Source organism: Arthrobacter sp. S2(2024) (genome assembly GCF_036662515.1).
Taxonomy (GTDB): domain Bacteria; phylum Actinomycetota; class Actinomycetes; order Actinomycetales; family Micrococcaceae; genus Arthrobacter.
This window is the reverse complement of record NZ_JAYKZI010000006.1, coordinates 31,569-50,639: the sequence shown is the minus strand read 5'-3', so window position 1 is coordinate 50,639 and position 19,071 is coordinate 31,569. Positions and strand designations below refer to the sequence as shown.

At 63.4% G+C, this 19,071-nt stretch carries 17 protein-coding genes; 11 read left to right on the top strand and 6 right to left on the bottom strand.

Annotated features, from left to right (window positions below):
• Window positions 1–10: 10 nt before the first annotated feature.
• Together VLA65_RS13745 and VLA65_RS13740 are read left to right on the top strand one after the other, a co-directional pair.
• Window positions 11–1,588, top strand: a complete 1,578-nt coding sequence (locus tag VLA65_RS13745) for a hypothetical protein (protein ID WP_332602830.1) — start codon at window positions 11–13, stop codon at window positions 1,586–1,588.
• A complete protein-coding gene (locus VLA65_RS13740) occupies window positions 1,572–2,225 on the top strand; it encodes a hypothetical protein (protein ID WP_332602829.1) in 654 nt (217 codons plus the stop codon). Before VLA65_RS13745 ends, VLA65_RS13740 begins: the two co-directional genes overlap by 17 nt.
• Before the next feature lie 51 nt (window positions 2,226–2,276).
• On the opposite strand, the gene kdpC is transcribed toward VLA65_RS13740, so the two are convergent.
• From kdpC to VLA65_RS13720, 4 genes are read right to left on the bottom strand one after another with little or no spacing between them, the layout of a single operon-like run.
• Window positions 2,277–2,885, bottom strand: a complete 609-nt coding sequence (gene kdpC, locus VLA65_RS13735) for a K(+)-transporting ATPase subunit C (protein WP_059388763.1) — start codon at window positions 2,883–2,885, stop codon at window positions 2,277–2,279.
• A gap of 9 nt (window positions 2,886–2,894) precedes the next feature.
• Window positions 2,895–5,021 (bottom strand): potassium-transporting ATPase subunit KdpB, encoded by a 2,127-nt coding sequence (gene kdpB / locus VLA65_RS13730; RefSeq protein ID WP_332602828.1) that lies wholly within the window; start codon window positions 5,019–5,021, stop codon window positions 2,895–2,897.
• On the bottom strand, window positions 5,018–6,685 hold the full coding sequence (kdpA, locus tag VLA65_RS13725; protein WP_332602827.1) for a potassium-transporting ATPase subunit KdpA: 1,668 nt from the start codon (window positions 6,683–6,685) through the stop codon (window positions 5,018–5,020). The genes kdpB and kdpA overlap by 4 nt, the downstream gene beginning before the upstream one ends.
• 6 nt (window positions 6,686–6,691) lie before the next feature.
• Window positions 6,692–6,772: a potassium-transporting ATPase subunit F gene (locus tag VLA65_RS13720; protein ID WP_284988983.1), complete on the bottom strand. Its 81-nt coding sequence runs from the start codon at window positions 6,770–6,772 to the stop codon at window positions 6,692–6,694.
• A 385-nt stretch (window positions 6,773–7,157) separates the two neighbouring features.
• On the opposite strand from VLA65_RS13720, the gene VLA65_RS13715 reads away from it, so the two are divergent.
• Entirely contained in the window at window positions 7,158–9,134 is a 1,977-nt protein-coding gene (locus VLA65_RS13715) for a hypothetical protein (protein WP_059388766.1), read from the top strand.
• A gap of 33 nt (window positions 9,135–9,167) precedes the next feature.
• Here the strand turns inward: VLA65_RS13715 and VLA65_RS13710 are convergent, their stop codons facing one another.
• Window positions 9,168–9,404, bottom strand: coding sequence for a hypothetical protein (locus tag VLA65_RS13710; RefSeq protein WP_059388767.1), 237 nt, complete (start codon window positions 9,402–9,404; stop codon window positions 9,168–9,170).
• A 188-nt stretch (window positions 9,405–9,592) separates the two neighbouring features.
• On the opposite strand from VLA65_RS13710, the gene VLA65_RS13705 reads away from it, so the two are divergent.
• The 3 genes from VLA65_RS13705 to VLA65_RS13695 all read left to right on the top strand — a co-directional run bounded on the left by VLA65_RS13705 (window position 9,593) and on the right by VLA65_RS13695 (window position 12,214).
• Window positions 9,593–10,225, top strand: coding sequence for a hypothetical protein (locus VLA65_RS13705; RefSeq protein ID WP_332602826.1), 633 nt, complete (start codon window positions 9,593–9,595; stop codon window positions 10,223–10,225).
• A gap of 73 nt (window positions 10,226–10,298) precedes the next feature.
• Window positions 10,299–10,433 (top strand): hypothetical protein, encoded by a 135-nt coding sequence (locus VLA65_RS13700; RefSeq protein ID WP_332602825.1) that lies wholly within the window; start codon window positions 10,299–10,301, stop codon window positions 10,431–10,433.
• Window positions 10,434–10,663: 230 nt separating this feature from the next.
• Window positions 10,664–12,214: a sigma-70 family RNA polymerase sigma factor gene (locus VLA65_RS13695; RefSeq protein WP_332602824.1), complete on the top strand. Its 1,551-nt coding sequence runs from the start codon at window positions 10,664–10,666 to the stop codon at window positions 12,212–12,214.
• Window positions 12,215–12,353: 139 nt separating this feature from the next.
• On the opposite strand, the gene VLA65_RS13690 is transcribed toward VLA65_RS13695, so the two are convergent.
• Window positions 12,354–13,388 (bottom strand): LacI family DNA-binding transcriptional regulator, encoded by a 1,035-nt coding sequence (locus tag VLA65_RS13690; protein WP_284988916.1) that lies wholly within the window; start codon window positions 13,386–13,388, stop codon window positions 12,354–12,356.
• A 287-nt stretch (window positions 13,389–13,675) separates the two neighbouring features.
• Between VLA65_RS13690 and VLA65_RS13685 the strand changes: the two genes are divergently transcribed.
• The 5 genes from VLA65_RS13685 to VLA65_RS13665 are packed head-to-tail and all read left to right on the top strand — an operon-like array spanning window position 13,676 to window position 19,068.
• Window positions 13,676–14,995, top strand: a complete 1,320-nt coding sequence (locus tag VLA65_RS13685; RefSeq protein WP_059388771.1) for an extracellular solute-binding protein — start codon at window positions 13,676–13,678, stop codon at window positions 14,993–14,995.
• A 3-nt stretch (window positions 14,996–14,998) separates the two neighbouring features.
• The gene (locus VLA65_RS13680) at window positions 14,999–15,901 is read left to right on the top strand and encodes a carbohydrate ABC transporter permease (protein WP_059388769.1); all 903 of its coding nucleotides are present in this window, start codon (window positions 14,999–15,001) and stop codon (window positions 15,899–15,901) included.
• Window positions 15,901–16,824: a carbohydrate ABC transporter permease gene (locus tag VLA65_RS13675; protein WP_306964519.1), complete on the top strand. Its 924-nt coding sequence runs from the start codon at window positions 15,901–15,903 to the stop codon at window positions 16,822–16,824. Before VLA65_RS13680 ends, VLA65_RS13675 begins: the two co-directional genes overlap by 1 nt.
• Before the next feature lie 33 nt (window positions 16,825–16,857).
• A complete protein-coding gene (locus VLA65_RS13670) occupies window positions 16,858–18,051 on the top strand; it encodes a Gfo/Idh/MocA family protein (RefSeq protein WP_332602823.1) in 1,194 nt (397 codons plus the stop codon).
• A 12-nt stretch (window positions 18,052–18,063) separates the two neighbouring features.
• Window positions 18,064–19,068, top strand: coding sequence for a sugar phosphate isomerase/epimerase family protein (locus VLA65_RS13665; protein ID WP_284988914.1), 1,005 nt, complete (start codon window positions 18,064–18,066; stop codon window positions 19,066–19,068).
• Window positions 19,069–19,071: the final 3 nt, after the last annotated feature.

Sequence of the window (19,071 nt, the reverse complement as noted above, 5' to 3'; positions counted from 1 at the left end):
CGCCCCGGCCATGGCAAGCCCAACACCTGCACCGTCACCCTCAGCCTCCACGGACTCCGTGGCACCACAGGTTCCCGGGACCGGGGTCCCCGCGCAGGTGCCTGTGACGCCGTCGCCATCATCGACGACGTTACCCGCGCCCGGGCCGACCGGTCCGGCCCCGACGCCGGCTCCCACCGCGACGCCGGTTCCGACACCGGGCGCCACGCCGCCAAAGGCAATCGAACCTTCGCCCACCACGTCAGCCACCCCTGCACCTTCCTCCACAACCGTAAAGGCATCCGGCTTCGCCGTCCCTGGCGCGATCGGCGCCAAGCACGAAAGCCTCGGCGGTGACGCCGGCGGACTCGGCCCGGCGATTGCGGAGCAACAGTGCGATCTCCCCGGAGGGGCTTGCCGGCAGCAATTCCAGAGGGGGTGGATCTACTTCGTCCCGGGATACGGGACGTTCGCAGTTTGGGGCGCGATCAACGGCCGCTACCAACAGCTGTCCGCAGACACGGGCGGTCTGGGGTACCCGAGCAGCGACGAGCAATGCGGACTGTCGGGAGGGGTATGCTCCCAGCAGTTCCAACGCGGATCCATCTACTTCGTCCCGGGATACGGGACGTTCTCCGTTGTGGGCGCCATCAGTGGCCGCTACCAGTCCCTGGGCGGCCTCAGCGGCTACCTCGGAGCCCCGCACGGTGACGAGCAGTGCGGCCTGCGGTTCGGCGGCTGCTCGCAACAGTTCACGCGGGGAAAGATCTACTTTGCGATAGGCGCCGGAACCCAGCCGGTTTGGGGCGGCCTTGGCAGTTTCTACGACTCCCGCCATTCCCAGGACGGCGTCATCGGGTACCCCGTCACGGGCGAAGCCTGCGACGGGGCCGGGAACTGCAGCCAGAGCTTCCAGTTCGGACAGCTTCAGTGGATCAACGGTGGAGGTGTCAGGTACACGATCTCCACCGCAGGGTACTGCCCCGCTTTGAACTCCGGCGCCGTGAAGTACCCGACTAACGGGGCGCAAAGGGTGTCCCTGGCGGTAGCGGACGCGTACCGGGCAACCCAGGTATCGATGATCACCTGCGTCCGCAGGCCCGGTGACGGGCAGTACGTGAAGGAGTGGGGCGCGATCGGCTCCGCCGGGGAGTCGGGGTTCGCCGGTCCCGGCGTGGCAACCGGCCCCACTTGGCAGGCGTTCTCGCCCACTGGTTCGTTCACGGTGACCGAAGCGTTCGGCCTCGGCAACCCGGGAACGGCCCTGTCCTACCGGACGCTGAACCAGTTCTCGCGCTGGGGCGGCAGGCTCAATGCGAACTACAATCAGTACTTCGAATCCAGCTCGGACATCTTCCCGGACGAGAACATGTGGTACTTCGCGACCCGGCCAACGCACGATTATCGTCAGGGAGTGGTGATCAATTACAACCGGCCACCGGACTCGCCCATCGTCATGAACGCCGGATTCGCGATCTTCATGCACGGCAACAACAAACCCACCTGGGGTTGCCTCGCGTTCAACGATCCGGACTTGCTGCAGTTCATGCACACCGCCCAGGCCGGGGACAGGATTGTGATGGGAGTAGGCTATGAAATCTTCTGGTAGGAGCGTCCGCACCTGGGCGGTGCCACTGTCCGTTGCCCTGGCCGGGCTCTTGCTGACTGCTTGCCAGGGCGGCTCGGAGCCAAGTGGCTCAGCGGCGAGCCCGGCACCAGCCAGCGCCCTGGCCTCTCCAAAAACCGATGCCACGGCCTCCCCGGGCACCACGGCCATGGACGGCAGGATCATCGGGACCCCCGACGCGCAGGCCTGCAAAGTGCCTGGCACAGACGAGATCCGGCAAAAGCTTGGAGCCATTGCCGCGCAGATCCAGCCGGGTGTGCAATCAGTCACGGAAACCCAAGGCGTAAAAGAAACGAGTTGCACTTTCAGCTTGGTGGGTGTGCCCAACGGACAGGATCCCGATCCGGGCAACGCCCTGACCATTTCCACAACCGTGTACCCGGACACGGCTGCCTTGGGCAAAGTGGAACTGCCTCGGCTCATGATGTCCCCCAAGTCCGTCGACGGCGCAGGCGAACGGGCTTGGTACGCGCGGAACCAGTTGTCCTCGAGTACCGAGTACGTCCTTGAATCAGCTTCGAAGAACGTCATCACGAGGATCACGCTGGCCGTCCCCGTCCAAGCACCGCCGGTCGAACAGTCCCAGGACAAACTCACCTCACTACTGCAAGCTCCCTGACGCGGGACGGCCAGCCACTTCACATGGCCGGTTTCCTTTAATTGGTTTCCTTTATTTGGCTGCAACTGCCGCCACGTCCAGGTTCAGCTCGGTGACGTTGACGGACGGCTGCCCAAGGAAGGCCTCAAGTCCGGTGACGGTTCGGCGGTCAACCATGGCCTGCACCGTCTCGGGACTCAGCCCGTGCGCCTTTGCCACCCTGGGCACTTGGAGGCGGGCGTAGGCAACCGAGATCTGCGGGTCCAGCCCTGAACCGCTCGCCGTCACGGCGTCCGCGGGGACGTCAGACTCCTTGACACCTTCCGCAGCGGCAACGGCGGCACGGTTGGCTTTGACGGCGTCGAGCAGTTTGGGATCGTTGGGTCCCAGGTTGCTGGCAGTGGATGCCCCCGGGTCCCACTTGGCCGCCGACGGGCGGGCGTGGAACCACAGCGGGTTCTGGGTGCCGGCGTCGTTGGCAGAGACTTGCGCGATCAGGGCAGAAGCGGCGGGCTTACCTGCCGCGTCTTTCACGATGGAGCCATTGGCCTGGAAAGGCGCAACGGCCTGGCCGATACCGAAAATCGCCAATGGGTAGATCAATCCAAGGACCACGGTGGCCAGGAGCAAGAACCGAAGTGCCGTTCCTGCTTGCCGAAAATAGCCGGGAAGGGTGTTCATGGTTGTCTCCTAGCCGATGCCGGGGATGAGGGAAATGAGCAGGTCGATGAGCTTGATCCCGATGAAGGGAGCCACAAGACCGCCGAGGCCATAAATGGCCAGGTTCCGGGCCAGTGCCTGGTTTGCCGAGACAGCGCGGTACTTGACCCCCCGCAAGGCGAGCGGCACCAGGGCAATGATGATCAACGCGTTGAAGATCACCGCGGAGAGGATGGCCGAGGACGGCGAGGCCAGGCCCATGATGTTCAAGAGCCCGAGTCCGGGAAAGGCGCCTGTGAACAGGGCTGGCACGATTGCGAAGTACTTCGCCACGTCGTTGGCGACCGAGAACGTGGTCAAGGCGCCGCGGGTGATGAGCAACTGTTTGCCGATGCCCACGATGTTGATGAGTTTGGTGGGATCCGAGTCCAGATCCACCATGTTGGCAGCTTCCTTGGCAGCCGGAGTACCCGAATTCATGGCGACGCCGACATCCGCCGCTGCCAGCGCGGGGGCATCGTTGGTGCCGTCGCCCGTCATGGCCACCAGCCAGCCGTGCGCCTGTTCTTCCTTGATGACAGCGAGTTTGTCCTCCGGAGTGGCCTCGGCGACGAAATCGTCGACGCCTGCCTCTGCAGCGATTGCCTTGGCCGTGATGGGGTTGTCACCCGTGATCATCACCGTCCGGATGCCCATCCGGCGTAGTTCGGCAAAGCGGGCATGCATGCCCGGCTTGACCACGTCGGCGAGGTGGATCGTGCCGAGGACCCGGGCTCCGCCGTCGTGCCCGACGCCGGCCACCAACAGCGGGGTGCCGCCCTGGGCTGAGATTTCCCGCACCTTGCGGTCCACTTCGGCGGGCGTCTTGCCACCGGCGTCCGCCACGAACTTCGCGACGGCGGTAGCGGCGCCCTTGCGGATCTTCCGCCCGTCGAGGTCCAGGCCGCTCATCCGCGTGCTCGCGCTGAACTCGACAATTGCGAACTCTTCCGTTCCCTTCAGGAGAGCGGCAAGGTCCGGGCCGCCGACGCCCTTTTCCGCTGCGAGATCCACGATCGAGCGTCCCTCCGGCGTCTCGTCGGCAAGGCTGGATAGCCGGGCAGCCTCGATGAGTTCGGTCCGCTCGACGTCGTGGGCGGGGAAGAAGTTGACCGCGCGGCGGTTGCCGTAGGTGATGGTGCCGGTCTTGTCGAGCAGGAGGGTGGTGATGTCTCCCGCGGTCTCCACGGCGCGGCCGGAAGTGGCCAGGACATTGTGCTGCACCAAGCGGTCCATGCCAGCGATGCCGATCGCCGGCACGAGCGCGCCGATCGTCGTCGGGATCAGGCAGACCAGCAGCGCCACCAGCACGATCGGCGATGGCGTTGCCCCCGGCAGGGAAGCGAACGGCGCCAAGCTCATGGTGACCGCAAGGAACACGATGGTGAGCGAGACAAGGAGGACGTGGAGGGCGATTTCGTTGGGCGTCTTTTGCCGAACAGCGCCTTCCACAAGCTTGATCATCCGGTCAATGAACGTTTCGCCCGCCTCAGCCGTAATGCGAACGGCGATGCGGTCCGAAAGGACCTTGGTGCCGCCGGTCACGGAGGAGCGGTCGCCACCGGATTCACGGATCACGGGCGCCGATTCACCCGTGATGGTGGATTCGTCCACGCTCGCCAGGCCCTCGATGATCTCGCCATCGGAGGGGATGACGTCCCCTGCTTCGCACATGACGACGTCGTTCTTCCGCAGTTCCGTTCCCGGCACTTCCTTGAGGGTGCCGTCCTCCAGCCGAAGCCGGGCAACGACACCTTTCCTGCTGGCCCGGAGACTGTCTGCCTGGGCCTTGCCGCGGCCCTCGGCGATGGCTTCCGAGAGGGTTCCGAAGAGCACCGTCAGCCAAAGCCAGATTGTCACCGATATGCCGAACACTGCTGGCTTGAGGATGCAGATGGCCGTGCAGAGAGCCGCCCCTACCAGCACGGTGAACATCACGGGAGAGTGGATCATCTGGCGTGGCCCCAGTTTCCGTACTGCAACCGGCAGCGCAGTCCGGATACTGGCAAGGTCCAGCTTTGCCGGTGCCTTGGTGTGGTGCTTGTGCTCTCCCGGAGTTCCCAGGGGATTTCCGTCTGCGTAGGTCCGGGCGGCGGTGTCCGTTGTGGACGGGGTCATTTGAGGAGTCCTTCTGCGAGGGGGCCCAGGGCGAGGGCAGGGAAGTAGCTCAACGCCGTCATGATCACCGTGACGGCGAGCAAGAGCGAACCGAAGAGCCAGCCATGGGTGGGCACTGTTCCGGCGGATGCCGGGATCCGGGGCTGTTTTGCCAGGGATCCTGCCAGGGCCAACACCAGCACGATGGGGAGATAGCGGCCAAGCAGCATGGCGATTCCCATCATGGTGGACAGGTAGGGGCCGGAGGTGGTGATACCGGCGAACGCGGAGCCGTTGTTGTTGGCTCCGGAGGTGAAGGCGTACAGCACTTCGCTGAATTGGTGCGGTCCGGTGGCAGGGGCATTGGCTACGGCGTCCGGGAGAAGGACGGTGATTCCGGCCGTGGCCAGCACGATGACGGGCGTCACCAGGATGTACATGGCCGTGAGCTTCATCTCGCGTGGCCCGATCTTCTTGCCCAGGAATTCCGGAGTGCGGCCCACCATGAGCCCGGCGATGAACACGGAGACGATCGCGAGCATGAGCAGGCCATAGAGCCCCGACCCCGTGCCGCCCGGAGCCACCTCGCCGAGCATCATGTTGACCATGGCCACGCCGCCGGCCAAGGGCGGAAGCGAATCGTGGGCCACGTTGATCGCTCCCGTTGAAGTCAGGGTGGTGGCCGTGGCAAAGATGGAGCTCTGCGCCGCGCCAAAACGCTGTTCAAAGCCCTCGCCCAAACCGCCGGCTGCCGCCGTTGCCGTTCCCGCAGCGCCGGCAACGGCCCAGCCCATCAGCAAGGTGGACGCCAGCCAGAGCATGCCCATGACACCTACTACTGTGTGCCCCTGCCGCTGGTCCCCCACCATGCGGCCATAGGCGTACGGCAAGGCAGAAGGAATGAGCAGGATCAAGAAGACCTCGAACATGCTGATGAAGACGTTCGGGTTCTCAAACGGGTGCGAGGAATTGGCGTTGAAATAGCCGCCGCCGTTGGTGCCGAGGATCTTGATGGCCTCCTGGGAGGCCACCGGCCCGCCGGGGATGGTCTGGGTGACGCCTGTTGCTTGGTTGACGACGTCGGTGGACCAAAAGTTCTGCACCACACCGCCAATCACCATCACGATGGCCGCGAGCGCAGCCATCGGAAGCAGTACACGGAACGAGGTGCGGGCAAGGTCCACCCAGAAATTCCCCAGCCTGTCAGTCCGGGTGCGAGCGATGCCGCGGATCAGGGCAATCACCACCACGATTCCGACTGCGGCAGAGAGAAAGTTCTGCACGGCCAGCAGGCACATCTGTACGAAGATGCCCATGGTGGTCTCGGGGACGTAAGTCTGCCAATTGGTGTTCGTCGCGAAGGAGATGGCCGTGTTCATGGCCGTCCAGGGATCCACGCCGGCCAGGGAATTATTCCCTGGCAGGACGCCTTGGAGCCGCTGGAGCAAGAACACCACCAGGATGGACACTGCAGAGAAGACCAGGACACTGCGCAGGTAGATCGACCAGCTCTGTTCGGCGCCGGCATCCACTCCCGCGAGGCGGTAGAACAGCTTCTCCGCCCGTGATGACTTCTTGCCGTCAAACACGAGGGCAAGGTAGATGCCCAGGGGCTTGTGCACCAAGACCAACAGCAAGAGCAGGACAACCACCTGGGTGAGGAAGGAGGCAACGCTGAAAACCATCCCGCATCACCACTTTTCCGGGTGGATCAACACGGCCAACAAGTAGCCGAACAGACACAGGCCTGAAATGAACAGGACCAACCACATCACGGCGTCCGCGCTCATTGCCCGCTCACCGGCCCATCGCCGTCGACGATTTTGCCCAGAAAGTGGGCAATCCACATCACGATCCCCATGGACACCACGAAGATCCCCACAACAGCCACGTCGGCCATTGGAACGTCCTTTCATCCGCGCCCCGTTTGCGGGGCTGATGCCAGTCAACTCCCCGGCAGACGGCGAAAATCGGTTCCTGATGGTTCCTTAACACCGTAGGGCCGAATCTTGACGGCTTCTTAACAGGCGCAAAGTGGATTCCGGGAAATCGACGTTAAGGATTCATCAAGATCGGCTTCAACCAGCGAAAACACCTGTGACCGGTGTTATGTTCAGCAATGATCGCGGTGCCTGCGCGTCGCGCGGAAAGGACACCATGACTACCTTGAGCAGGCCCCCGGCTGATCCTTCGGCCCCACGGCCCGGAGGCATGGCCTCCCTTCGGACATGGTTGCTGTTCGGACTGCAAGACTCCAAAGGATCGCACCAAGGACCTGGTGCGGTGGGCGATCCCCATCTGAAGAAGCATTCGTGGTGGCAGGTCATGTGCCTCACCGGCGTCGACTATTTCTCCACCCTCGGCTACCAGCCGGCCATCGCAGCCTTGGCCGCCGGAGTGATTTCGCCGTTGGCCACCATCGTCCTGGTGGCCGTCACGCTGCTGGGTGCCCTGCCTGTGTACCACCGCGTCGCGGGTGAAAGCCACCGTGGCGAGGGATCAATCGCCATGCTTGAGCGCCTCTTGCCACGATGGGGAGGAAAGCTCCTCGTCCTCGTTCTCCTCGGGTTCGCGGCAACGGACTTCATGATCACCATGACCCTCTCGGCCGCGGACGCCACGGCCCACGCAATCCAGAATCCACTCGCCCCGGGCTGGCTGCAGGGACAGAACATCCTGGTCACTTTGTTCCTTCTGGCCCTGCTGGCCGCAGTATTCCTGCGCGGGTTCAAGGAAGCCATCGGCGTGGCGGTGGTTCTGGTCATCGTCTATCTGGGCCTCAACGTCGTGGTCGTGTTCTCAACGTTTGTGGAAGTGTTCGCACATCCGGTCGCAGTGGGTGACTGGTGGCATGCACTTTCCACTTCGCACGGAAACCCATTCATGGTGATCGGCATCGCGCTACTCGTTTTCCCCAAACTCGCCTTGGGCCTGTCCGGTTTCGAGACGGGAGTCGCCGTGATGCCCCAGATCCGCGGACGTGCCTCGGACACGGAGGAAAACCCTGCCGGACGGATCAAGGGAACCCGCCGTCTCCTGACCACGGCCGCGGTCATCATGAGTTCGTTCCTGATCGCCACCAGCTTCACCACCGTTGTGTTGATTCCGGACCAGGAATTCCAAACCGGCGGCCAGGCCAATGGACGGGCCCTGGCATTCCTTGCGCACCAATATCTCGGCGTGGGGTTCGGCACTGTCTACGACCTGAGCACCATCGCCATCCTGTGGTTCGCAGGCGCCTCCGCCATGGCGGGGCTGCTGAACCTGGTCCCGCGGTACCTGCCGCGATATGGAATGGCACCGGGATGGGCCCGGGCAGTGCGCCCCCTCGTGTTGGTATTCACCCTCATCGGGTTCCTGATCACCTTCCTGTTCAACGCCGACGTCGACGCCCAGGGTGGCGCGTACGCCACCGGGGTGTTGGTGCTGATGACGTCGGCCGCCGTGGCGGTGACCCTCTCCGCCCGCCGTTTGAGGCAGCGCAAGCGCACCGTCGGATTCGGCGTCATCGCCCTTGTCTTCATCTATACGACAATTGCCAACATCTTCGAACGTCCCGAAGGCATCCGGATCGCCGCGATCTTTATCGTGGGGATTATCGTGATCTCGCTGCTTTCCCGGATCCGGCGCTCGTTTGAATTGCACGCGACCCACGTCCACCTGGACCGCCAGGCGCTGGAATTCATGTCCACCAACCTAAGTGGCCCGATTGCGCTCATCGCCCACGAACCCCTCCGCCTCACCGCGGAGGCCTACCGGGACAAACTCACCTCAGCGATCGAAGTCAGCCACATTCCGGTGGATTACCAGGCGCTCTTCCTGGAAGTGATTGTGGACGATTCCTCCGACTTCGAAACCGCGCTCGAAGTCCACGGCGTGGTTCGGCACGGACACCAGATCCTCGAAGTCCACGGCCCGGTGGTCCCCAACACCATCGCCTCGGTGCTGCTGCACATCCGCGACGTGACCGGCCTCATGCCGCACATCTACTTCCGCTGGACCGAAGGCAACCCGGTCATCAATCTCCTTCGCTTCCTGTTCCTGGGCGAGGGAGAGATCGCTCCAGTCACCCGGGAAGTGCTGCGTGAAGCCGAACCCGATGTCAGCCGCCGCCCGTGGGTCCACGTGGGCTAAGCGCGGCTACAAGGTGGCCTGACGGCGATGCCGTCAGGGCCGCTCAGGCACCTCGCCGTTCGCTACCGCTTCGATCCAGTCGACCGCCTCGTCCGAGAAATAGAACCCCGAAGGCCCGTTCTCACCAACCCACCAGGCATCGGAAGTAACAACACCTCCAACTTGGGCGATCTCGGCAAGCACCTCGGGGGACACTGCGTCGCCATTGTTCTCGATCAGCCATTCTTGGGTGGACGGCTTCAGCTTCGGCCACCAGTGCTCGATACTCATGGCCGAAGTCTGCCATGCCTGCCCCATTTGCTCGAGCCTTGACCGTTAAGAGAGTGCTAAATCTCCGTCCTGCCGCATATGGAAACCGTAAAGACCACCGTTGGCGGGTCCTTTCGGTGATCTGATCGAGTGAAGAATTCACGGCCACCCGGGCTGTGGACTGGTCCTCCGCAGGAGCTGACGTAAGCATGAAGCGCTTTGGCTTTACCCACGGAACGGCACCCGACACCACGGTTCCCGGCAGCAGCCCGATCGACTATGTTGTGGTCGACGACGTCGGTGATTTCTCGTACTATCCGTCCGAGGCCGCCATGCTCGACAACTTGGAATACGTTGACGAAGCAGCATGCATCCTTGACCGAGCCGGAAACGACTACCGCCTGACCATGGATAAGGACAGGCACCTGCGCCTGGGCCCTTCGTTGGGCACTGTCGAATTCAACTGGCTCCGCCAAGCGTGGACAACCAACCAACGTCGGAATATGCAGACCCACCCCTTACAACGGTTCTCCCCGGAAACGTTAGAAGCCCTCCTTGCCGGATTGTTTGAAATGCTTTACCTCGAACAATCCGGCAGGACCACGGATGCGCCGTGGGTGTTGGAGGTGGATGGCGAAGTAACCCATCCTGCGACGCTCCAAGAAGTCAACGGCCTCCTCACACGCGAGGATCACCTCGAACGAGTCACGGTGCATGACCCATTCGGCCACGACTATCAGCCAATCCGACACGCAGGGCACCGCTTCTCCTTTCCCACCGGGAGGTCCATCTACTACGTCGAGGTTCCTGGGAGATTCAAGTGGGACGGCGTCCACCACTGAGGCCACCCGCACGGCACGCAAATACTTCTCCGCACTTGCGACATGAATCGTCTGCACGCGCCACACAGTAGGCATGAAGATCCAAACAGCGGCTGCGGTGCCCTTCGCGGATGGCATGTGGCTGCTTCTGACCCGGTGGCGGGACCGGAGCCTCGTTGCGCAGCTCAGGACGCGGCAACCGGCACGCGGCGATTTGCTTCGTCAATAGACGCGATCCCCGAACCGATGGAGCCTTCCGAGAACGACGTCGTCGACCAAGTGCCCGTCCGCGGGCGCCACCGGGCCGAACCACTGAGGAACAAATGGCTGATCACCCTTTTCGCGAGAAAAGATTCCAAACCTGCGTCATAAATTCCGGGTCCGGCCACTGTGTCTATATGGTCGGAAATATTTATGCTCGCGGGGAAGCCGGTAATGGCGCCTAGTACTACCTCTTCAATGGCCGACGCTGTTAGCGACAGTGAAATAATCGCCATGGTCCGCGGTGGAAACCTGGATGCGTATGACGGGCTGTACGCTCGCCATGTTTCCATCGCTTCTACCGTTGCCCGCAGGAACGTTGACAACCTCAGCGATGCCGACGACGTCGTCGCCGAAGCATTCCGGTCGGTCCTGCAGAGCCTTGTCGAGGGCAAGGGGCCTGAGCAATTCTTCCGTGGGTACCTGTTGTCCACGGTGACCAGGCTTTCCCATCATAGGAACCGGAATGCCCGCCGCGCCCTGCCGACCGCCGACGAGGCTGTTCTTGACCACAAAATGACACCCGGGGATCCGGTCGTCCAGGCTTTCGAATCCCATACCGTGGCCCGTGCCTTCCGATCACTGCCGGAACGATGGCAATCGGCCCTGTGGTACCTGGACGTGGAACGGATGAAGCCCGCCGTCGTCGCTCCGATCCTCGGGCTCTCGCCCAACGCTGTCTCCGCACTGGGCGTGCGCGCGAGGGAAGGATTGCGCAAACAGTATTTGCAGATGCACGTCAGCGAGATTCCGCAAGGCGCCTGCACGAAAGTCGTACCCCAGCTCGGATCCTATGTTCGCGGGGGCTTGTCCAAACACGCCGAGGCAAAGGTCCGGGATCACCTTGACGAGTGCGCCAAGTGCACGGCCGTGCTGCTGGAGCTCAGGGACGTGCAGGCAACCATGCGGGCCGTGCTCCTGCCATTGATGACAGGCGTCCCGCTGGCAGCATGGGGAAGCGGCGCCTCGGGGCTGGGCATTGCAGGGCAGTTTCCTTCAGCGCCGGTGGCATCCGGGATGACCCGGATCTCACAGCCTCTATTGATGTCTATCCTCGCTGGCCTCGCAGTAGGGCTGGTCGTGGCAGGGGTCGGTTTTGTCCAGGTCCTGGGTGGCCAGCCGGCGCCGCAGGGATATCAGGATGCCCGGATACAAACAACCGGGTCTGCCCGGCCGACGCCCGCGCCGTCCCGAGACCAGTCCCCCACCCGTGTTGCCTCCGAAGCGCTCCCGCCGCTTCCTGCGCTGCCGGACGAAGCGGCGACGCCTGTGATCACCGAACCCCTCTTTGCGACACCGGCGCCGGCACGAGGGCCCGCGCCAGCCAGCACACCATTACCCATTGCCGTTCCCGTGCGGACCCCGGCTCCCACGCCGACGCCGACGCCGACGGCAAATCGCGGGAAGATCAGCGGTACAGCGAGTCGGACAGACACGGGTGCGGACCCCACGACGGCGACGCTCGAGACCGTCTTCACCCTGTCCCGAGGAATCGGGAATGCCACAGCCGACTTCTCGATCAACGCGCCCGGCACAATTTCAGGCGGATCCGTTACTGCCCCCTCGGGCTGGAGTTGCTCGGCGAAGCCACTGGATCCTTCCGGCATCAGTTGCACCACAAATTCGGCACAACCTGGCGAACTGACCTTCCGGCTCAACGTCACCGTCGTGAACCAGGGCGTCCACACCTTGACGTATGGCCTGAGTGGAACCGGGATTGCAACGAGCACATTCCGCTACGACTTCTGACAGATCAATCGGCCCAAATTAGACCCTGACGCGCGGAACACCAAGCTGAGGGAAGGCCACCGCCCCGTCGTCGGGCTCGAAGATGTGAGCTAGCGTCGGCGAAAACACCCCCAAAAGTGAGCGGGGGTCGGGACTACGCCTACGCCGGCGGGGCGGTGGATTCGCGGACCACAAGGTGCGTGGCGAGTTCCACGCGCCGCGAGTCCAATGCGTCACCGCGCATTTGGCGGAGCACGAAGCGCAGGGCGGCACGGCCCATCTCCTGCAGCGGCTGGGAGACGGACGTCAGCGGCGGCACCGATTCCTCTGCTTGGTAGGTTCCGTCGAATCCCACCACGCTGATGTCCTCCGGGATGCGGATCTTTTGCCGCCGCGCCTCGGCGAGCACACCCAGGGCGATGCTGTCGCTTGCGGCAAAGATGGCCGTTGGGCGCTCTTCGAGTTGAAGCAGGGTTTTCATTCCCGCCACCCCGTTCTCGGAGCGGAAGGGCCCTGACAGGATGTAACGCTCCTCGACGGGCACACCATTCGCCATCAGCGCCGCCATGTAGCCGTGGAGACGGGCCTGGTTGCACTCGGCGCCTTCCGGGCCACCCAGGTAGGCGATCCGGCGGTGCCCTAGATCCAACAGGTGCGCCGTGGCGGCCTTGCCCCCGGCCCAGTTGCTGGCACCGACGCTGACCACGTCACCCGGCGGCGGGTTGAGCGGGTCGATGACCACGATGGGTATCTGCCGCCGTCGAAATGGATCCAGCTGGGCCGAACTGAACGCCGAGGTCACCACGATCATGCCGCTGCGGCCTTCGTCGACGATCCGCTGCGCCCGCTGCTCGAGGCTCAGCTTCGACGCCGACTGCTGGCCGGTGATGTTGAGCAGGACTTCGACGTCGGAGGCGGCCGCGTGCTCCAACACGCCGTTGAGCACTTCCACCCCATACGCCGAATTCAAGGTGTCGAACACAACCTCCACCACGGGCCGGCGGCCGGCGGTGTTCTTTCGCTGAAGCGGCGACTTGTATCCCGTCCGCTCCAAGGCGGTCAGAACTTTGGCGCGCGTGTCAGCTGCAACATCCTCGCGCCCATTGACCACCTTCGAGACGGTCGGCATCGAGACGCCCGCTTCCCGGGCAATGGCGGCCAATGTCACCTTGGCGGAACTTTCACTGCTGGCCATGGATCCTCAACTCTTTCGAAATATTTCGCTGACACAAGTGTGGGCGGCGAGGCAAGCAGAGTCAATCGCCATTTCGTAAAAGAGTTGAACTTTATGCCCGAATCGCCTTGACGGTGACCCAGACCACAGCTAAATTTGCCTAACGGACCGAAAAGATTATCGAAATATTTCGAAGATTCGGATCAAGCATATTCAGCGGCAGTGCAGCCTCGCTCCCCGAAGGCCGGACTCCCGAAACCAATAACCGGGCAATCAGCGTCGAGCCCGGAGGACGAATGGAATTGCAAATGGTAAAACTCACGTTGCGCACGGCAGCGATCGCCGTCACTGCCGCGGCCGTATCGATCTCCCTCGCAGCCTGCGGATCAAGTGGACCGGCAAGTTCGGCAGGAAACGCCGATTCGGCCACCATGTGGGGCCTCACGGGCGGTAACCAGCCCGTACTCCAGAAGTCCATCGATGCATGGAACAAAGCCCACCCGGACGAGGCCGTCAAGCTCGACTTCTTCGCGAACGACGCGTACAAGACCAAAGTGCGCACCGCCGTCGGCGCCGGCCAAGGACCCACCTTCATTTACGGTTGGGGCGGTGGCGTGCTGAAGTCCTACGTCGACGCCGGCCAGGTGGCCGACCTGTCGGACTTCGTATCGTCAAACCCGGATGTCAAGAGCCGCTACCTGCCGTCCGTGCTCAAGAACGGCGTGATCGACGGCAAGACGTATGCCCTGCCCAACAACAACGTGCAGCCCGTCGTCCTGTACTACAACAAGGAAGTCTTCGATAAGATCGGCGCCCAGGCCCCCAAGACCTGGGATGAACTCATGGCCCTGGTGCCGAAGTTCAAGGCTGCAGGCATCGCTCCCTTCTCCCTGGGCGGCCAGTCCAAGTGGCCTGACCTGATGTGGCTCGAATACCTGGTGGAGCGCATCGGCGGACCCGAGGTCTTCGCGAACATCGCCGCCAACAAGCCCGGCGCCTGGTCCGACCCCGCCGTCAAGGCAGCCCTCAGCAAGATCCAGGACCTGGTGGACGCCGGCGGATTCGCCAACGGATTCTCCTCCATTGCCGCCGACAGCAACGCGGACCAGGCCCTCCTTTACACCGGCAAGGCCGCCATGATCCTGCAGGGTGGCTGGATCTACCAGAGCATGAAGAAGGACGCCGCGGACTTCGTCAAGAACGGCAAGCTGGGCTACGTCACCTTCCCCACCGTGTCCGGTGGCAAGGGCGATCCTGCCAACGTCGTGGGCAACCCTTCCAACTTCTGGTCGATCTCTTCCAAGGCCACTGACAGCCAGAAGAAGGCGGCGCTCGACTACGTCAAGAGCGGAATGTTCACCGACGCCGACACCCAGTCCTTGATCGACTCCGGAGCGGTTCCCGTGACCACGGGCATCGAAAGCAAGCTGGCCGCATCACCGGACAAGGATTTCCTGAGCTACGTGTACGGCATGGCCAAGAACGCACCGAGCTTCACCCTCTCCTGGGACCAGGCCCTCAGCCCCGCCCAGGGAGACGCCATGTTGGCGAACCTGGACCAGATCTTCCTGAAGAAGATCAGCCCCGATCAGTTCGTCTCAACCATGAACGCCACGATCGGAAAGTAACCAGTGTCTACCTCAACCGGTTCTTCCCGGCGGGTCCTTGAAAAGGGCCCGTCGGGGTGGCTGGCCGCACCAGCCCTTGTCTTCTTCCTCCTCTTCGCCATCATCCCTCTCTTCGGCGTGCTCTTCCTCAGCTTCACCAAATGGGACGGGCTGGGCGAAATCAAACTGGACGGCTTGTCGAGCTGGACCACGGTCCTGACCGATCCCGTCACCGGCAATGCGCTGTGGGTCACGGCCAAGATCATGTTCTTCTCGTTCATCGTGCAAGCCCCCATCAGCTTGCTCCTCGGAGTTTTCACGTCCGCGTCCCAGAAATACCGCGCGGCCCTCGCAGTCCTCTACTTCGTGCCGCTGCTGCTGTCCTCCGCGGCCGTCGCGATCGCATACAAGGCCCTCTTGGACCCGAACTTCGGACTCGGTCCGGGCTTGGGCCTTCCATTCCTCGCCCAGGACTGGCTCGGCAACTCGGATCTGGTGCTGTTCGTCGTCGTCTTCGTCATCGCCTGGCAGTTTGTCCCGTTCCACACACTCATCTACCAAGGCGGCGTGCGCCAGATCCCGGCGTCGCTGTATGAAGCGGCCCAAATCGACGGCGCGGGGCGCGTCCAGCAGTTCTTCGCCATTACCTTGCCCCAGTTGAAATACACCATCATCACGTCCTCGACCCTTATGGTGGTCGGCTCACTGGCCTACTTCGATCTCGTCTTCGTCCTCACCGGCGGAGGCCCCGGCTATTCCACGCGGCTGCTACCGCTGCACATGTACCTGACCGGCTTCAAGGCCAACGACATGGGAGCGGCGAGCGCCCTCGGCGTCATCCTCGTGGTGATCGGCCTTGCCCTGGCCTTGCTCCTGCAAAGACTCGGTGGCAAGAACCGCAACGCAAGCCAATTGGAAGGTGCCTGATGGCTTCCACAACCCAGATTCCCGCACCGCCGGCAAGGCCCAACGCGCCAAGCAACAAGCAAGGCCACAAACATGGCGAGCGAGCAAAAGGCGCCAAGGGCCCCGGCCGGCTCCGTCCCAACTACCTGGGCGGCCTGGGCGGCTGGCTTTGGCTTGCGATCATCATCGTTCCCATCTACTACGTGGTGGTGACCAGCCTGAAGAACCAGGCCGGGTTCTTCACCTCGAACCCGATGATGCCGCCCACCGAGCCGACCCTGGACAACTACAAGCTGGTCCTGGACAACGACTTCGCCATGTACTTCTTCAACAGCCTGATCGTCACAGTGGGCAGTGTTGTACCTGCACTCTTGGTCTCGTTCATGGCCGCCTACGCGATCGTCCGGGGGAAGGGCCGGTTCCTGACGTGGACGAACAACACGTTCCTCTTGGGCCTGGCGATTCCCTTGCACGCCACGATCATTCCCATCTATTGGATGATCACCAAAGCGCATCTCTATGACACCTTGTTGGCGCTGATCTTGCCCTCCATTGCCTTCGCGATTCCCATTTCCGTCCTCATCCTGAGCAACTTCATGCGCGATGTACCCAACGAGTTGTTCGAGTCCATGCGGCTCGATGGTTGCTCGGACTGGGCCATGATGTGGCGGCTCGCGCTGCCCATGACGCGCCCCGCCGTCGTGACCGTGGGCATCTACAACGCGCTCGGCGTCTGGAACGGCTTCCTGTTCCCGCTGATCCTGACCCAGAGCCCGTCCACCCGCGTGCTTCCGCTGTCCTTGTGGACGTTTCAGGGCGAATTCAGCGTGAACATCCCCGCTGTGTTGGCTTCCGTGGTGCTCGCCACCTTGCCGCTGCTGGTCATCTATGTGGTGGCCCGCCGTCAGCTGCTCAGCGGGTTGACCGCAGGATTCAGCAAATAGCCAACGCTCTTTGAAAGCACGAAAGGAAACACAATGACTACCGCAAAGCCCTTGCGGGTCGGCATGGTCGGCTACGCATTCATGGGCGCCGCCCACTCCCACGCTTGGCGGACAGCGCCGCGGTTCTTCGATCTCCCGCTTGACCCCCAGCTCACCGCACTGTGCGGCCGGAACGACGACGGCGTCCGCGCCGCCGCGGGCAAGCTCGGCTGGGGATCGGTGGAGACTGATTGGCGCCGGCTCCTCGAGCGGGACGACATCGACCTGATCGACATCTGCACCCCGGGCAATACGCACGCCGAGATCGCGATCGCAGCCCTCGAAGCGGGCAAGCACGTGCTCTGCGAGAAACCCCTCGCCAATTCTGTGGCGGAGGCGGAGCGCATGACCGAAGCCGCCCAGGCCGCGGCAGAACGCGGAGTGTTCTCGATGTGCGGCTTCAGCTACCGCCGCACCCCTGCTTTGGCGCTGGCCAAGCGGATGGTCGAAGAGGGCCGTTTGGGAACCATCCGGCACGTGCGGGCGCAGTACCTGCAGGACTGGCTTAGCGACGAAAACGCGCCCATGACCTGGCGGCTGGACAAGTCCAAGTCCGGATCGGGCTCCTTGGGCGACATCGGAGCGCACAGCATCGACGCTGCGCAGTGGGTCACCGGGCAGCAGATCACGGGCGTTTCCGCACTCCTGGAAACCTTCGTCCACGAACGTCCGCTGGCCGGTGACCTCGTCGGGTTGGGCGGCCATGGCGACGTCGGCGCGGATGCGCCGCGCGGCGCGGTCACGGTCGACGACGCCGCCATTTTCACCGCGAGGTTTGACGGCGGCGCTACTTCCGCGGGCGCCGTCGGGGTCTTCGAGGCCACGCGGTTCGCGCTGGGACGCAAGAACGCCATGCGACTGGAAGTCAACGGGACCAAGGCCTCCCTCGCGTTCGACTTCGAAGAGATGAACGTCCTGTCCTTCTACGACGCCGCGGAATCCCCCGACGCCGGATTCCGCCGGATCTTCGTGACGGAGCCCGAACACCCCTACGTCGGCAACTGGTGGCCCACCGGGCATGGCCTCGGATACGAGCACGGCTTCACGCACCAAGTGGTGGACCTCGTGACCGCGATCGGCGCAGGCGAGCAGCCCTCGCCGTCGTTCGCTGATGCCCTGCAGGTGCAAAAGGTGCTGGCTGCCGTGGAAGGCAGCGCCGCAGAGTCCAGCCGCTGGCAGGAAGTCTAGGAGGGAATCCCGATGACAAGACCCATCACACTGTTCACCGGCCAATGGGCCGATCTGCCCTTCGAAGAGGTCGCCCGGCTCGCGGGCGAATGGGGCTTCGACGGGCTCGAAATCGCCTGCTGGGGCGACCACCTGGACCCCCACCGGGCCTCCGTGGACGACAGCTATGTCCAGGAACGCCTCGACATCCTTGAGAAGAACGGCCTCAAGGTCTTTGCGATCGCCAACCATCTCACCGGCCAAGCCGTGTGCGACGACCCCATCGATGAGCGCCACCGGGACATCCTCTCCGACGAGGTTTGGGGCAATGGCGATCCTGAAGGAGTCCGCCAACGCGCTGCCGAGGCCATGAAGGACACGGCACGGGCCGCGGCACGCCTCGGCGTCAAGACCGTCACGGGATTCACGGGCTCCTCCATCTGGAAGGCAGTGGCCATGTTCCCGCCCGCCTCGGAGGCGATGATCGAGCGTGGCTACCAGGATTTCGCGGACCGCTGGAACCCGATCCTCGACGTGTTCGACGAAGTCGGGGTCCGCTTCGCCCTGGAAGTCCACCCCTCCGAGATCGCCTACGACTACTGGACCGCGAAACGTGCCCTGGAAGCCGTGGGGCATCGCGAGAGCTTCGGGCTGAACTTCGATCCATCCCACTTCATCTGGCAGGACCTGGATCCGGTGATGTTCCTCCAGGATTTCGCGCCGAAGATCTTCCACGTGCACGTTAAGGAATCCATCCGCCAGCTCAACGGACGCAACGGCCGGCTCGGCTCCCACTTGCCATGGGCGGATCCGCGCCGGGGCTGGGACTTCGTCACCGCAGGCCATGGCGACGTGAAATGGGAGCCGATCTTCCGCGCCCTCAATGCCATCGGCTACGAGGGGCCAACCAGCGTCGAGTGGGAAGACGCGGGCATGGACCGACTCGTGGGAGCACCGCAATCCTTGGCCATGGTCCGGGAACTCGCCGCCATCGCCCCGCCAGTCGCCGCTTTCGACGCGGCTTTCTCAAGCCGCTAACCA